Here is a 14,975-nt window from a genome sequence, read left to right as displayed (position 1 = left end):
ACTTTTCCGCTCGGGGGTTCGGTTGGTTGTTTATTCGGTCTAAACCCCCCCCCACGGCGATCCAAGCCCAAAGGGGTGTGCCCGCCGGCGGCGGACGGTGGGCACAGTACGGATCGCCCGCCACCTCATGACGATCAGTGTGCGGTGCTTGATCACAGATGCGGCTGGCCGACAGACAGCTCCGGACCGACGGGCGGGGGAGCGGGGGCTCGCGACATCCTCGACTCGAAGTAGTCGCCGTGCGCCCCGGGCCGGTTACGTGATCCTGGCTCGGTCCCGTGCCGCCGTGACCGCCGAGGCCGGGCCCGGAGGGATTCAGGCCTCGGTGACGAGTTCGGCCGCAGCCGCATACGCAAGGCGGGCGTCTTCCGTCGTTCCAGCTGGGCGGGCAGTGCCGCGTTCGGTCTTCCGAAGCCCCCGCACAAAGGCCCGAACGTACGTCTGCAGGCTGACGAACTGGGTGGGAGTGTGGCAGTTGGGCAGTACGGCTTCGATCTCGTCGAGCCAGTACGTGACCTCGTCATCGTCATCGAGTCCCGCCCGGTGTTCCACGAGCCTCCTGGCAACCGGCTCAAGCAGGGCGTGCCGGCGAGTGGCCTCTGCTGTCGCACGCCGCTCTGCTGCCGCTCGTGCCGATGCTTGTCGTTCCGCTTCGAGTACCGCTTCCGGAGTGCGTCGCAGCGGCTCGTTCTCCTGCGCGGTGTCCGCGATGACAGAAGCCCGCAGGCGCAACGCTTTGTTGTAGGCCGCGCTCGGAGCCCTCACGGCGAGAGCGGGTGCCAGGTCCGACCACTCGACGGCGGCTCTCCTGGCATCCTCGACCGCCCGCTGCTGATGGATGTCGGCTCGCTCGCGTAGGTATTCCCACAGCTGGACCCTGGCGAGCGCCGAGGTTCGTCGGGCCTCCTCGTTCCTCAACGCCTCTGAGTTGGCCTCGAGGTACAGCAGTGCCCCGTACAACTCTTCATCCGCAGGCATTCGCTCGATGTTGCCGTCCTCAGCGACCTCATGGAGCTGACGGAGCTCCCCGACGATTGCCGCACTGTCGACGCGACCGATACGCACAGGGGCTCTGTGCAGGGGCTTCTTCGGATCGTTCGGCTTTCGTGTGGATCGCGCCATGCTCACAGTGTGCCTCGAGGACAGGGATTCACATTCTGTGAATCCCTCAATCGGTCGGAGGAAGCGGTCACTTCCGCGATCCCCTCACCCCTTGAGCCCCTGGTCGGCCGCTCCATCCAGCCAGTTCGACGGCGGTCGCAGGCGGAGAGCCTCGGCTGTTTGAACGGGCCAGTTCGAGCTGGGGGAGTGGTGGTACCGCACCGCTCATCGGTGCGGTCAAGCGGGTCGTCGCTGACGGAACGAGGAGGTGACCAAGGGCGACGCGGGGGAACACTGCCGGAGCCACCGTACGGTCGTCGATCAGCACCCGCACTTCGACGGGTTCCCGGTCCCCGGGGGCGCCGGCCACCACCTCGATGCGGAGTGCGGCGGGCGTGGCTGGGTGTTCGAACGGCTGACATCTCGTGCGGCGGATCCACTCGGCTCGCAACCGCTGGTCCGCCTCCTCTGCGGTGGCGGCCGCCACCGAGTCGTTGACCGGACGACGGAAGGACACGCCGGGCGGTTGCGCATCCCCCGCTTGGTCTAGTCGGTAGACGTTGCGCATTCCGACGACGAAGGAGCGCAACGGAGTTGAACGAGCAATCCCGTGACGTCCGCGCCATCCAGCTCCCGCGCTGGGGGCGGGTGGCTACGGACCCAGGTGTGGTGCCCTGGCTGGTCTTCGATGAGGAGGGGAAGGTCGTGCAGCCGGTCCGCAGGTTCCTGATCGACTTCATCGCCCGGGACAACCGGACCGGCAGCGTACGCAGCTACGCCTACGACCTGCTGCGCTGGTGGCGGTGGCTGCGGGTGGTCGAGGTCGAGTGGAACCGCGCGACCTCGGAGGAGGTGCGGGACTTCGTGCTGTGGCTCAGGGCCGCGACGAAGCCGCGCAGTTCGGCGCGTACGCACTCCGCGCCGACTGCGGGGACCACGAATCCGATCACGAAGAAGACGTACCTGGATGACCGCTACAAGCCGCGGACGATCCGGCACAGCAACGCCGTACTGCGCAGTTTCTACGACTTCTGGATCGAGTCGGGCGGCGGTCCGCTGGTCGATCCGGTACCGCTGGCACGTTCCGAACGGCGTCGGCTGCACTCTCATCACAACCCGCTGGAGCCTTTCCGACGGGGTGAGGGGCGCCTGCGCTACAACCCCAAGGTTCCCCGGCGCAGGCCCCGGCAGATGCCGGACGAGCGGTGGAACGAGCTGTTCGGGGCTCTTCGCTCGAACCGCGACCGGGCAATCCTGGCCCTGGCGGTCAGCAACGGCGCCCGCGCGGCGGAGCTGCTGGGTGTTCGCGGAGTCGACCTCGACTGGGGCGACCAGCTCATGCGGGTCGTGCGCAAGGGCACCTTGGCTGAGCAGTGGCTGCCGGCCAGCCCGGAGGCATTCGTCTGGACCCGCCTCTACCTCGCCGAAGGACCGCCGGCCGATCCCCAGCTCCCACTGTGGTGGACCCTTCGCCGCCGGGACCACGGTGAGGGGCTGGCCTACCAGCCCATGAACTACGAGGCTCTGCGCGCGGTGTTCCGCAGGGTCAACGCGCTGCTAGGTACGAACTGGTCGATGCACGATCTGCGGCACACTGCCGCCCTGCGGATTGCTCGCGACGAGAGCTTGTCACTGCGGGACGTGCAAACCATCCTCGGTCACGCCCACCTGAGTACGACGGCCGACGTCTACCTGGTGGAAGAAGAGTCCCAGGTCATCCGACGTGTTCAAGAGCACCTGGCCGAGCTAAAGGAACGGGCGCATCGACCCGCCCCACCCGTCGCAGTGGGCTACGACGCGGGCGATCTGGACGTTCTCTTTGGCGGGGGTGCGGCGTGACCCGCCAGGCACCACGCCGCGCCAACTCGATTCGATGCGCGGGGACCGGCCCTACGCCGCCGCGGCGGCTGTTCGTCGAGCGCGATCTGAAGGCTGACGAGGATCGCATCGGCTCGCACGACCGGCTCAGCCGGGACGAGGTCCTCGCCCTGCTGCCCACCTTGCCAGCCTGGCCGCAGCGAACGTACAGCCGCGGAGTTGCTCCCGGCACCCGGCGTCTCGCCGGAGCGGCGAAGATTCTCGACTGGCTGTTGACCCACCCCGGGGAGGGCTGGCTGGCCGCCGACGCCGACCGCGGCAAGGAGTGGGTCGGCGCCCTGACCGAGGGCGACCCACGCTGCGAAGAGTCCCGGCGCAGCGAAATCCTCATGGGCCTGAACAGCCTGATGATCAGCAAGATCGTGCTGCCCCGCCACGGCTTCCTCCGCCGCTTCAAGGCTCTGACGCTGCTCAAGGACGTCCAGCGGATGTTCCCCGCCGGCTGACTCGACCGCATGCGTGAGTACGGGGCCGAACTCGGCATGACGTCACGGCACATCGACGAGGGCCTGCGAGTGATCTCCGCGATCATCCTGCATACCGGACGTGACCTGGAAGAACTCACCGGCGAAGACATCTTCCACCGGCGTGCCGTCGCCCGCCGGGACCGCGGCGAAGCCTATGTGGGCACCCACCCCGCCTGGGACCTGTTGCGCGGCATCGGCGTCATCGACTCCAAGGACACTCTCAAGGACGCGCTGCGACACGGCCAGCGACCCACTGCGGAACTGGTCGACGCCTACAACCTCCAGTCCACACCCGTCCGCAACATGCTGGTCCGCTACCTCGAAGAGCGCCGTCCAGGCGTCGACTACGGGACCTTCCGCGGGCTGGTGAGCGAGTTGGCCGGCGTCTTCCGGGCGGACATTGAGGCCCACCATCCCGGCATCGACACCTGCGCCTGCCCCAGGACGTGGTCGACGGGTGGAAGGAACGGCTGACGACCTACACCGACAAGAGCGGGCAGGTGCGCGAGCGCCGCTCCCGCATCGACGTGATGATGCGCGTTCGTGGCTTCTACCTTGACATTCAGGAGTGGGCTCATGACGACCCGTTCTGGGCTCAGTGGGCAGTCCCCAGTCCGATCACCCGCGGCGACGGCGCGGGCAACCACAAGATCGTCGCCCAGGTCCACTCACGGATTCACCAGCGCGTCCGTGAACGCCTGCCCCATCTGCCAGTCCTGCTGGAAACCGCAGAGCGCGTCCGTAGCGAGGCAGCCGTCCTGCTGGAAGCCGCCCGAGCCACCCCCTTCGAAGAGGTCTTCGAACACGAGGGCACCCGCTACCTGCGCATTCTGCCCAAGGTCAACCAGATCCCCAGCCGCCTGGATCACGGCTCCCAGCACGTCTACATCAAGGAGATCGACAGCACCGGACGCCGGATCAACCAGAGCAGCGTCGAAGACGACGCCTTCTGGGCCTGGGCAGTCATCGAGACCCTCCGCCACACCGGCGTCCGTGCTGAAGAACTGACCGAGCTGACCCACCTCGCCCTGGTCTCCTACAAGCTCCCCGACACCAGCGAGATCGTCCCACTGCTCCAGATCGTGCCGCCCAAGAGCAACGAGGAACGGCTCCTGCTCGTCAGCCCCGAGCTGGCCAGCGTCCTGGCCACCATCGTCAAGCGCCTGCGCGATACGAACGACGGCAACATCCCACTGGTCGCCCGCTACGACCACCACGAACGCGTCACCGGCCCGCAGCTCCCCCACCTCTTCCAGCGCCGGCCCTACTGGCAGGCCCAGGTCTTGAACGAGACCGGCATCAAACGCCTCCTCGACCGCACCCTCGCGGCCACCGGCCTACGCGACGCTGCCAGCGAGCCCCTGCGCTACACCCCGCACGACTTCCGCCGCATGTTCGCCACCGAGGCCGTCACCGGAGGGCTGCCCGTCCACATCGCCGCCCGCGTCCTCGGCCACAAGACGCTGACCACCACCCAGGCATACCTCGCCGTCTTTCAGGACGACCTCGTGCGCACCTACCGCAGCTTCCTGGAGCGGCGCCGAGCCGACCGGCCACAGGAGGAGTACCGCGAGCCCACCGAGCAGGAGTGGCGCGACTTCCAGCAGCACTTCGAGCTCCGCAAGGTGTCCCTCGGCACCTGCGGACGGCCCTACGGAACCCCCTGAAAGCACGAGCATGCCTGCATCCGCTGCCCGGTCCTCCAGATCGATCCCCGCCAGCGTGGCCGCCTCATCGAGATCATCCAGAACCTCCGCGACCGCATCCGCGAGGCCCGCGGCAACGGCTGGCTCGGAGAAGTCGAAGGACTCCAGGTCAGCCTTGACGCCGCGATGTCGAAGCTCAACAGCCTCAAGAACACCCCCGCGGATGGACGCCCTCAACTGGTCGACCTCGGGATGTCCGTCTTCACCGACAACGCGCCAACGCCTCAACTCGATACAGGAGAACCCGGACTGCCCGACTGACCACCTTCCACCGCTGAAGCAGACCGGCCCCGCCCCAGGCGGGGCCGGTCTCGCTACCGTGGTCACCTGGTCGAGCCCAGCTACTTTTCAGGTCCGCTGCCCAGGACCGGGCACTGCCAGTCGGCCGCATCGATCGCATCGCCCGCCATGTCACTGAGGTGGAAGCAGTTGCCGTTGGCCCACACCGTGACTGAATCCTGCCGATGGTCAACCTGGAATGGCTCGTCCCCACGCAGCGTTCCGGACCAAGAACCGTCTTCTGCCGACGAGTGAGGTGCAGGTCTGCCCCGGCAGGAGCTGGTAGGCATCTGCCCACGGCTCCACGGTCAGCTCCAGCGGTGCTTCACCGTCGTTCCTGACCAGCAGCCGGGCGGTTCCCCCAGCGAACATCACAAGCACCTCTCATTGCCCCGCAGTCGATTGCGTATCGGCCCCCGAGGATGGGCCAAGCCCCTGCCTTGACTGTTGATCTGGGCGAATTAGGACCGCAGCGTTTCTCCTTGCGGGTCAAAGCAGATCAGCCCGTACTCGCGCGCCAGCGCAGCGGCGTACTCGGAGACTTCTTCGGCCCTGCCGTAGGACATGAGCAGGTACACGATCGGTCCCGAGGCTTCATCGATGACCGGAGGAGATGCCCATGGACTGTCACGGCCATCCTCCGGATAGCGCTCGATCAAGGCGTTCACAGAGACATCGATGCGAGGGAGGGCGGCACAGCCGCATCCTCCGATTCGAGGTAGCGCTCGTACAACTCATCGAAGGTCGACCCCGCCGCATCGTCATCGAACGGGTGCTCACCGTCCCACACAGCAAGGTCGTAACTCACGACCCAATAATCGCAGGGGTGGTGATGGGACGAGTCGGCACCTCGGGTGCCGGGCTGACACCGCCCACGTGCGGCGGCTTCAACACCCCGGCCCGAGCGCACAAACCTTGATCGTTTCTTAGCCCGGAAAAGGGCCAGCGGCCTCACTGAAATCCTTGCGCGAGCCCTTCGTGAACGCGGCCGTGAGGTCGAAGTCGAGCACCACCACGTCCACCTTCCCCGGGTGCTGAAGACGACTGACCAGTGACAGCTCCGCCTCGGCATTAGGTCACCGACGGTGGCTTACAGCCGATACCAGTCGTCTCCGCCAGTGCGAAGCGAACGCCCCAGGTAGTCCCGCAGGTTGTTGGCCACCCACCTGCGGCTGTCGCTCTCGTGTTCCCAGACGAACACGTCTGGACGCTCGGGCTTCTGCACCAAGGCGAACTGATCACCGCCTCCGTTGTCCCCAAAGAACAGGAGGGCATCGAAAGACATATACAGCTGGGCGAAGGATTCGTCAGACCAGAAGAGCAGGTTCTGCTGGACGATCTGGTCGACGGTCCAGACGGTGTCTACGTGGGTGCGTCCGATCACCCCGTTGCTCTCGAGAAGCAACTGCCTGAGCTCCTCAGGCAGCGTTCGCCCAAGCCGCTTCTCGGCTTCGACGATCTCGGACACCCGTGCCGGCTCCTGGAAGCCTGCCTCAGGAAAGACCTCCTGGACTGCTTGTTTCCACATGATCGAGAGCTTAGCCAGGCGCATTCGCGGCTTCCTCACACCGGAGTCTTAGTCCGGAAAAGTCCATCGAGGTTCGTCCAGCAGGCGTCCGAGAGATTCCAGCAGTGCCGCGCTGGCCGTCCGGACGGCCAGTCCAGCAGCACGCCGGTGCCGCTGCTCAGATCCAGGACGAGCGGCAGCGGCATGGCGGCGTTGTCGAGGGTGGATGGCAGCAGACCGGCGCGGCTTACGACGCCCGCGCCGTAGGCTCGGCGCCTGTACGCCGACCAGGGCTACGACTTCGACAAGTACCGCCGCCTACCAACCTCGTCCTGAAGCATCAGTTGGTTACGCTGAACCACCCCGGCCGTACCTCGGTCAGAAGTGGTTGCAGCGATCGCACTGCGGACCGCATGTCCTGATCTGTGACGTCAAGCGGCTCCGGCAGGCTCAACCCATACCCGCGCAGCCGCCAGAGGTCGAAGACTTCGCTCCCGTCGGCTGCGAAGTCCACATCGACCTCAGTGCCGTTGTCGCCAACGAAGCGGCACCCTGCTCCATGAACCTCGTAGGAATGGATGCCGATGCGATCACTTCGGCTGATGCGGCGCGAACGGGACAGGCCGACGACGTCCGCCAGTCGCTCAATCGAGAGGATCGCCACTCCCAGAGCCGCTGTCCGCGGAACGTCAGCGACAGTCGTACCGACGTCGGCAGAGGGAGACGGGACCGACGGGACCGACGGGACTCGGGTCGGTGCAGACGGCGGAGCCGATGGAATGGCCGGCGCAGCGTGGGGCGGGACTGAACGGGGCTCTTCGGTCCCGTTCAGTCCCGCCTGAGAAAAGCGCAGGTCAGAGGTGTTTTGCTCCCCAGCCACGGGACTGACGGGACTGACCTCAGTAGTTATTGCCATGATGCGCGCGTGCATGCGCGCTCGCGTACACAACAGCGCAGGTCAGGAGGTACTCAGTGCTACTCAGCTGATAACTCCCGCACTCAGTCCCGTCAGTCCCGTCGGGAGTGGGGAAAGCCGCCTTGATCTGGGGTTTTCTCAGGCGGGACTGAACGGGACCGAAGAGCCCCGTTCAGTCCCGCCCCACGCTGCGCCTCACTGCCCGCCCGCCCACACCGGGACAAAGGGACTGACGGGACTGAGCTTTCGACACGCTCAACACACTCGCCCGTCTGCGTCACATTGGTGCGGTAATCTTCAGTTCCGCATGCTGAAAATCTCAGTCCCGTCAGTCCCGTCGGCCCCGCCTCGCAGAGGCTGACCAGGCAGCACTCGCCCGGGACTGGCGCAGCCTCCAGCCAGAGATCGACAAGGACGCCAAGTGTCACGCCACGTTGCGACATCCTCGGTCGCCCCTGCGGGGACAGCGGAGCCGCACGCCGTGGCCCGCTGGTGCGCGGGCCAGGGCTGGCCGGTCCATCCCTTGGCTCCGTGGCAGAAGACTCCGGCCGCGAACTGCGAGCGGTGCAGGACGGAACGACACGCGGTCGGTGACTGCACCTGTCCCGCTGCCGGCCGGTGGTGTCACGGTTTCCACGCGGCGACGACATCCGCCGCGCAGATCGACGCCTGGTGGACGGCCCAGCCCCGTTTCGGGGTCGGGGTCTCGTGCGGGCCGGCCGACCTGGTCGTCATCGACGTCGACGCGCACGCCGCGGACGTGCCCGACCGCTCGCGCCTGCTACCGGGCATCCCGATCGGGCCCGAGGTCACCCTCACCGGCCTGGCCACCGGTTTCGACACCCTCGCGCTCCTGGCCGCGCTGCGGGGCGAACCGAGTCCGGCGGACGACACCCAGACACTGAGGGTGCGTACCCCGTCGGGCGGCCTGCACATCTGGTACCGCAATCCCGATCCGGGCACCCGCTACCGCTCCTCCGTCGGTTCGAGCCCGAGGACGGCTCTCGCATGGCAGGTCGACGTACGGTCCGACGGGGGATACATCGTCGCCCCGACCACTCGCACGACCGCGGGTACCTACACGCCGGTCGGAGAGGCACGTCAGCCCGCCCCGCTGCCTGGATGGCTGGCAGCCGATCTGGCGCGCACCGGCCACGTTCCCTCCGAGCGGGTTTCCCAGGCCGTGCAGGAGTTGCCGAGGGCGAGGCGTGCGCCCAAGCGGGCCGGCCGGGTCCTGGAGCCCCTGCTGGAGGACGTCCGTGCATGTGGTGCCGTCGCCGAGGGGGCGGGGTTCACGGAGAAGCTCAACAGGGCGGCCTACACCGCAGGCGGCCTGGTGCAGGGCGGGCACGTCACCGAGGCCGAAGTCCGTGAACAGCTGCTGGAGGCAGCCACCCACGCCAGGCCGTACCAGGAACAGCGCAGTCAGTCGATCATCAACTCCGCACTGTCCGCCGGCGCTCAGCGCCCGTTCCATCCGCGAGGACGCTCATGAGCAGCGCCGAGCATGCCCCCTTCGACGCGGTGCTGGCCGCCGAGCAGATCCATCAGCAGACCCTCGACTTCGGTCCGGTGAGTCAGCTGGGACAGCCGACGCTTCCGGCCCAGCAGAGCGGGAGCATCCGTACGGCGGCGGTCGCTGAATCGGGCGCGTTCCCGGACGAGTTGACGGACCGGGGCAACGCGAAGCTGTTCGCACGTCTGTACAGCGATCGTTTCCGCCATGTCGAGGGCCTGGGATGGTTCACCTGGGACCAGTACCGCTGGCGGCGCACCGGCGGGGAGAAGGCGGCGATCTGGGCAGCCGGCGACATGGCCGAGCAGATTCCCGAGACCGACCCACGCGGGAAGTTCAGCGACGGCAAGCTGGAAGCCCACCGCCGCCGCACGCAGTCCACATCGGGTGTCAAGGCGCTCCTCCAGCAGGCGCAGGCGGCCCCCGGCCTGAGCCTGGACCCGGACGTCCTCGACGGGGACATCTACGTCCTGTGCACGCCCACCGGCGTCGTCGACCTGAGGACCGGTGAACTGCGCAAGCCCAACCCCCTGGTGGACATGCACTCGCGTGCCACGTCGGTCGGCCCGCAGAAGATGCCCATCCCGCGCTGGGAGAGCTTCCTGAGGGACACCTTCGGGGACGACGAGAAGGGCATCGAGACCACTCGCTTCCTGCACCTGCTGCTGGGTTACTCCGTCACCGGCGATGTCGGCGCGCAGGTGTTGCCGTTCCTCTACGGGTCGGGAGCCAACGGCAAGTCCGTCCTGCTGGACGTGATGATGCAGATTCTTGGCGACTACGCGAACGCCGCCCCGCCCGGTTTCCTCATGGAGAAGGGCAAGTTCACCGAACACTCCACGGAGCTGACGGAACTGCACGGCCGGCGGATCGTGGTCTGCAGCGAGCTCAAGCCGAACGACAAGTTCAACGAGGCCCGGGTCAAGCTGCTCACCGGTGGTGACGCCATCACGGCACGGCGCATGAGGCAGAACTTCTTCACCTTCACGCCGACGCACAAGCTGTGGCTGCTGGGCAATCACCGGCCCGAGGTGGGCACCGGCGGTTACGCGTTCTGGCGCCGTATGCGACTGATTCCGTTCGAGCGCAAGGTCCCTGACGAGCGCAAGATCGACAATCTGGCCGCCGAACTGGTCCGTGACGAGGGACCGGGCATTCTGCAGTGGTTGATCGAGGGGGCCCAGGGCTATCTCTCCTCGCGGGACCCCCTGAGCGGGCCTTCGTCCGTCCGCCTGGCGACCGAGGCGTACGAGAAGACCGAGGACCACATCGGGCGCTTCATCACGGAGCGCTGCGTCGTGGGCCATGGCGGGCGGCTGAACGCGGACCTGCGGGTGGAGCAGAAGCTCCTCTACGAGACCTATGCACGCTGGTGCGGGGAGGAGAGCATCCGCCCGGCCACCAGCCGGACGTTCGCCGGCCGGATCCGCCAGGAGGTCGGGCTGTCCTCGCCCACCGAGATGATCAAGAACAACGACAAGAAGCTCTATCCCGGTATCGCGCTGCGTGCCGACAGTGATGGACACGGGGCGAGCGACCACGGGCACGGACGGGGGGAGCGGCAGTGACGAACGCGCAAGCCCTGGGGTACGTGTACTGCTGCCCGTACCATGTAGTGCGCCACGCCGATCAGAGTCCGCCGTGGTGCCATGGATCGAGCAACACGAACGCCCCCGCCGGCCGGGCTACGGGCGACAGGAACCAGGAGGGTCTGCGGCCATGAGCTCGATGCTGCAAGACAGCCAGCTCACCGGTGAAGCAGAAGTGGTGTGGCTGGAGAGCCCGGAGAACCTGGACTACGTGCGCCAGGCCCTGGACAAGGTGAACACTCGGCGGGGCAAGCCCCGCTACGACCGTGACGGACGTCTTGTCGGTTACACCAACCTGGCTCAGGACGCCGAACGCGACCCGGACAGCGGGCTGTTCGCCCGGCGGACGTTCTTCCTCCTGCCGCACGACAGGGACAGCGACCCGACCGGGGACTACGAGGTGGGCGCTCCCGGTGAGGCCATCGACCCCAGGACCATCAAGCCGGGCAGGGTCGGCGCGAAGACTCCCCGTTCGCAGCGCGGCCGCGCTGCGGACATAGCAGCGGCCGGGGCCTGACCGGGACGGAGCGCGGCTGCTCGGCATACGGCCGATCGGCGCCGCCGCCACCGGGCGTCGGGCGTAGGTCTTCTCGGAGCCCATCAGCCCCGTCCGATCTCCGCAGATCGAGCTCGAAGCGGACGGGTGGCCGTCGCCCACGTCTTGCCGGTGCCCGGTGAGAGACAGTTCTTCTCGGCCTGCAGTCCTCGTGGTGACGTAGGCGCTCCGGCGCCCCGCCTCGAGAACTGGGTTCCCGCAGCCGGCTGATGACTTCCTTGCCCGGGACACGGAGCAGCAGGGGGACGGGCTTCTCATGTCCAGCGCACCACCACTCCGTGATGTGGCCCCAGACATGAGCGAGCGGTTTCGGCGATCCACGTCGGCGCCGCCGTTTCGGTGAGCGCATTTTCGGACTTCAGCCGTCTCGGTCGTTCGAGCAGTCAGCGCCGAGGTGAATGGCGGGAAAAAATTGGCAAAAGGGGCGCCTGACTCAGGAACACAGTCTTTGCCCCTTCGGGTGAGGGAGCTACCCGATAAGGCCGTGCCGCATGTCTTTTCGTGTTGCGCCCGACCTCTCGGTCGCTTGGGTCGCTCAGCTTCAGTAGCTGATGAATATGCAGGTCAGAAGGGTGGGGCGGGGCAATCAGCGACTGAAGCGACTCAGGTTCCGGTATATGTCCACGTTCGAGGATGCGGGTGTGCGCGTCATACATGGAACCGAGAGTCGCTTGGGTCGCTGGGCCGGGCCACAAACGCCGCCTGACCTGGGATTTTCCCCAGTGACTGAAGGTTCAGCGACTCAGTGCGCGAGCCGCTGGACGGGGGCTCGGTCGCTGAGGCTCGCCTGGTGTGAGGCTTGAAGCAATCCGGACGGGTCCTCGGCTACGTTGTGTTGACCCGTTTTGGAAGTTGAGTCGCTTCGGTCGCTCCGACAGCCAGTGCCACCAACTGACCAGGACTTCTTCCTTGGCAATGTTCTTCAGCGGGGCTTACAGGACCAGCGACTGAACGAGGTGAGGTGCTCCGCGCATGGCCGATAACGACCGGCGCGCCGACTGGCGTTTCGACATGCTGAGCATCGCCCGCTGGTGTGCGGCCCAGGGCTGGCCGGTGCTTCCGCTGGCTCCTGCCAGCAAGACCCCCGCGCCCGACTGCGCTGCCTGTCAGCACAATGCTCACACTCCCGTGGACTGCCTCTGGATCGTCGCGGGCCTGCGGTGCCACGGCAGCCACGCCGCGACGACGGACCGGGACCGCGTCGAAGCCTGGTGGTCGGGCAACCCTCACTTCGGCGTCGCAGTGGCCTGCGGTCCCTCAGGGCTCGTCGTTCTGGACGTCGATGCCCGCACCACGTCGCTGCCCGGCAGGGACAGACTTCTTCCGGGTGTCGAGATCCATGACCAAGTCGACCTGGACGGCCTCCGGCACGGGTTCCATACGCTCGCTCTGCTGGCCGCACTCCGCGGGAAACCGGATCCCGCGGACGACGAACAGACGCTGAGAGTGCGGACTCCCTCGGGAGGCTTGCACATCTGGTACCGCACCGACGACAGACGCCAGTTCCGCTCCTCGACAGGTTCAGGCCCCACCCAGGCCCTGGCCTGGCAGGTCACCGTCCGGGCCGGCGGGGGATACGTCGTCGCTCCCGGTACCACCACCGGCGCCGGCACATACACGCCGATCGGCCCGGTGAGAGTACCCAGGAGGCTGCCCGAATGGCTGGCCGTCGAGCTGACCCGCACCGGTCATCTGGACCTGCCCCAGCAACGGCGCGCCCCCCGTCTGCGTGTCCTCCCGCAACGCGCCCGGCAGGCCGTCATAGCGGCGGGTGGCGACCGCAGCCGCGCGGCCCAGATCCTGGAGTCCGCGCTCCGTGAGGTGCTCGAGTGCACCACGGTGTCCGAAGACACGGTTTTCAGTGACAGGCTCAGCCGGGCCGCCTACACCGCGGGCGGGCTGGCCGCCGGCGGCTACGCCACCATCAGCGACTTGGAGCGTGTCCTGAAAGGAGCGGCGGACTACGCCCGGCCCGGTCAGGAGAGGGGTTCGACCCAGATCATCCGGAGCGGGCTCGATGCCGGGGTCCGGCGGCCGCTGCACATCGAAGGACATCTTGCATGACCTCGCTCTCCCGCGGTCCGGGCGCTTTCGATGCGGCGGCCGCCGCGCAGCAGATCCTTCAGGGCCCCATTCAGCAGGCCCTCACGATCCCGGGCGTTCCCGCTCAGGCCACGGCCCCCGCGCCCTCCCCTCATCAGACCGCCACGCCCGTGGGGCTGTTGCCGGACTCCCTGAGTGACCGGGGTAATGCCAAGCTGTTCGTGGAGCTTTACGGGCGTGATTATCGGCATGTTCCGGGTCTGGGCTGGTACCGGTGGGCGGGGCATCGGTGGCAGTTGGACGAGGAAGAAACGGTCCTGTGGGCGGTGGGGGAGATGGCCGAAGCCATTGCCGTCACCGATCCGACCGGGGTGTACACCGCCGCCGAGCTGCGCCGGCACCGTCGTCGTGCGCTGTCCACGTCGGGCATGAGCGCGTTGTTGATGCAGGCGAAGGCGTCTCCGGGCATGGTGATGAATACGTCGCTGCTGGACGCCGATCCGTATGCCCTGTGTACGCCGGAGGGTGTGGTGGACCTGCGTACAGGCGGTCTTGTGCCCCCGGATCCGGCTACGCAGCATCATTCCCGGTCGACCACGGTCGCACCGCATGTGATGCCCACGCCGCGTTGGCAGCGTTTTCTCGACGATACGTTCGGCACGGATGCCGAGGGCCGTCGGACGGCGGATTTCCTGCACCTGCTGTTGGGGTATTCCATCTCAGGGGATGTGGGGGCGCAGGTGATGCCGTTTCTGTACGGGCAGGGCAAGAACGGCAAGAGTGTGCTGCTGGATGTGATGCTGCAGCTCATGGGGGATTATGCCGACGCTGCTCCGCCGGGCTTCCTGATGGCGAAGGTGTTCGAGGGGCACCCCACCGATCTGGCCGAGCTGCACGGGCGGCGCATTATCGTCTGCTCGGAGCTCAAGCCCGGTGACCGTTTCGACGAGGCCCGGGTGAAGCTTTTGACGGGCGGTGACAAGCTCAAGGCCCGTCGTATGCGGCAGGACTTCTTCTCCTTCCATCCGACGCACAAGCTGTGGCTGCTGGGCAACCACCGTCCCGAGGTCAACACGGGCGGCTTCGCGTTCTGGCGGCGGATGCGTCTGATCCCCTTCGAACAGGTGGTTCCCGAGGAACGCAAGATCGACAACTTGGCGAGTGTTCTGGTGCGGGAGGAAGGCCCCGGCATCCTGGCCTGGCTGGTGGAGGGTGCCCGGCGCTACTTCGCCGGCGACAAGAACCTGGCGGGGCCGGTGCGGGTCCAGGTCGCCACGACCGCGTACGCCGAGACCGAGGACCATGTGGGCAGGTTCCTGACGGAGTCGTGCAAGGTCGAGGACAGTATGCGCGCCGAGCAGGCGCAGTTGTACGGTGCGTACACTCGCTGGTGCGGTTTCGAAGGTGCCAACCCTGT

Annotated in this window: 14 protein-coding genes; 9 read left to right on the top strand and 5 right to left on the bottom strand. The window is 67.1% G+C overall.

Annotated elements, in window-relative coordinates:
• Positions 1-315: 315 nt before the first annotated feature.
• On the bottom strand, positions 316-1,122 hold the full coding sequence (locus ABT085_RS32450; RefSeq protein WP_351616018.1) for a hypothetical protein: 807 nt from the start codon (positions 1,120-1,122) through the stop codon (positions 316-318).
• Between the two features lie 573 nt (positions 1,123-1,695).
• On the opposite strand from ABT085_RS32450, the gene ABT085_RS32445 reads away from it, so the two are divergent.
• Genes ABT085_RS32445 through ABT085_RS32430 form a run of 4 tightly spaced genes read left to right on the top strand, consistent with a single transcriptional unit; the run spans position 1,696 to position 5,113 of the window.
• Positions 1,696-2,940 (top strand): tyrosine-type recombinase/integrase, encoded by a 1,245-nt coding sequence (locus ABT085_RS32445; protein WP_351616016.1) that lies wholly within the window; start codon positions 1,696-1,698, stop codon positions 2,938-2,940.
• The gene (locus ABT085_RS32440) at positions 2,937-3,425 is read left to right on the top strand and encodes a hypothetical protein (protein ID WP_351616013.1); all 489 of its coding nucleotides are present in this window, start codon (positions 2,937-2,939) and stop codon (positions 3,423-3,425) included. Before ABT085_RS32445 ends, ABT085_RS32440 begins: the two co-directional genes overlap by 4 nt.
• A 9-nt stretch (positions 3,426-3,434) precedes the next feature.
• A complete protein-coding gene (locus ABT085_RS32435) occupies positions 3,435-3,920 on the top strand; it encodes a hypothetical protein (protein WP_351616011.1) in 486 nt (161 codons plus the stop codon).
• Positions 3,893-5,113, top strand: coding sequence for a tyrosine-type recombinase/integrase (locus ABT085_RS32430; RefSeq protein WP_351616009.1), 1,221 nt, complete (start codon positions 3,893-3,895; stop codon positions 5,111-5,113). The genes ABT085_RS32435 and ABT085_RS32430 overlap by 28 nt, the downstream gene beginning before the upstream one ends.
• A 779-nt stretch (positions 5,114-5,892) precedes the next feature.
• Here the strand turns inward: ABT085_RS32430 and ABT085_RS46800 are convergent.
• The 4 genes from ABT085_RS46800 to ABT085_RS32415 form a co-directional block, all read right to left on the bottom strand.
• Positions 5,893-6,099 (bottom strand): hypothetical protein, encoded by a 207-nt coding sequence (locus ABT085_RS46800; protein ID WP_502982856.1) that lies wholly within the window; start codon positions 6,097-6,099, stop codon positions 5,893-5,895.
• The gene (locus ABT085_RS46795; RefSeq protein ID WP_502982855.1) at positions 6,096-6,239 is read right to left on the bottom strand and encodes a hypothetical protein; all 144 of its coding nucleotides are present in this window, start codon (positions 6,237-6,239) and stop codon (positions 6,096-6,098) included. The genes ABT085_RS46800 and ABT085_RS46795 overlap by 4 nt, the downstream gene beginning before the upstream one ends.
• Positions 6,240-6,521: 282 nt before the next feature.
• Positions 6,522-6,983 (bottom strand): SMI1/KNR4 family protein, encoded by a 462-nt coding sequence (locus tag ABT085_RS32420; protein WP_351616006.1) that lies wholly within the window; start codon positions 6,981-6,983, stop codon positions 6,522-6,524.
• Between the two features lie 295 nt (positions 6,984-7,278).
• Positions 7,279-7,602, bottom strand: a complete 324-nt coding sequence (locus ABT085_RS32415) for a DUF6896 domain-containing protein (protein WP_351616003.1) — start codon at positions 7,600-7,602, stop codon at positions 7,279-7,281.
• 733 nt (positions 7,603-8,335) lie between these two features.
• On the opposite strand from ABT085_RS32415, the gene ABT085_RS32410 reads away from it, so the two are divergent.
• From ABT085_RS32410 to ABT085_RS32390, 5 genes are all read left to right on the top strand, one after another.
• A complete protein-coding gene (locus ABT085_RS32410) occupies positions 8,336-9,349 on the top strand; it encodes a bifunctional DNA primase/polymerase (RefSeq protein ID WP_351616021.1) in 1,014 nt (337 codons plus the stop codon).
• Positions 9,346-10,938: a DNA primase family protein gene (locus ABT085_RS32405; RefSeq protein ID WP_351616000.1), complete on the top strand. Its 1,593-nt coding sequence runs from the start codon at positions 9,346-9,348 to the stop codon at positions 10,936-10,938. The genes ABT085_RS32410 and ABT085_RS32405 overlap by 4 nt, the downstream gene beginning before the upstream one ends.
• Before the next feature lie 151 nt (positions 10,939-11,089).
• Positions 11,090-11,476 (top strand): DUF6009 family protein, encoded by a 387-nt coding sequence (locus tag ABT085_RS32400; RefSeq protein ID WP_351615998.1) that lies wholly within the window; start codon positions 11,090-11,092, stop codon positions 11,474-11,476.
• Positions 11,477-12,487: 1,011 nt separating this feature from the next.
• Positions 12,488-13,579 (top strand): bifunctional DNA primase/polymerase, encoded by a 1,092-nt coding sequence (locus tag ABT085_RS32395; protein WP_351615995.1) that lies wholly within the window; start codon positions 12,488-12,490, stop codon positions 13,577-13,579.
• Positions 13,576-14,975, top strand: a 1,400-nt coding sequence (locus ABT085_RS32390) for a DNA primase family protein (protein WP_351615992.1), incomplete at its 3' end; no start/stop codon positions are given. The genes ABT085_RS32395 and ABT085_RS32390, both read left to right, overlap by 4 nt.

The organism is Streptomyces sp. NPDC002265 (assembly GCF_040296125.1).
Classification (GTDB): Bacteria; Actinomycetota; Actinomycetes; order Streptomycetales; family Streptomycetaceae; genus Streptomyces.
The sequence above is the reverse complement of the archived record's forward strand: the minus strand, read 5'-3'. Positions and strand labels throughout refer to the sequence as shown.

Excerpts from the sequence above, each read along its gene's own strand:
- ABT085_RS32450 (WP_351616018.1), bottom strand. The coding sequence starts at position 1,122 with ATGGCGCGATCCACACGAAAGCCGAACGATCCGAAGAAGCCCCTGCAC.
- ABT085_RS32435 (WP_351616011.1), top strand. The coding sequence starts at position 3,435 with ATGCGTGAGTACGGGGCCGAACTCGGCATGACGTCACGGCACATCGAC.
- ABT085_RS32420 (WP_351616006.1), bottom strand. The coding sequence starts at position 6,983 with ATGCGCCTGGCTAAGCTCTCGATCATGTGGAAACAAGCAGTCCAGGAG.
- ABT085_RS32405 (WP_351616000.1), top strand. The coding sequence starts at position 9,346 with ATGAGCAGCGCCGAGCATGCCCCCTTCGACGCGGTGCTGGCCGCCGAG.
- ABT085_RS32400 (WP_351615998.1), top strand. The coding sequence starts at position 11,090 with ATGAGCTCGATGCTGCAAGACAGCCAGCTCACCGGTGAAGCAGAAGTG.
- ABT085_RS32395 (WP_351615995.1), top strand. The coding sequence starts at position 12,488 with ATGGCCGATAACGACCGGCGCGCCGACTGGCGTTTCGACATGCTGAGC.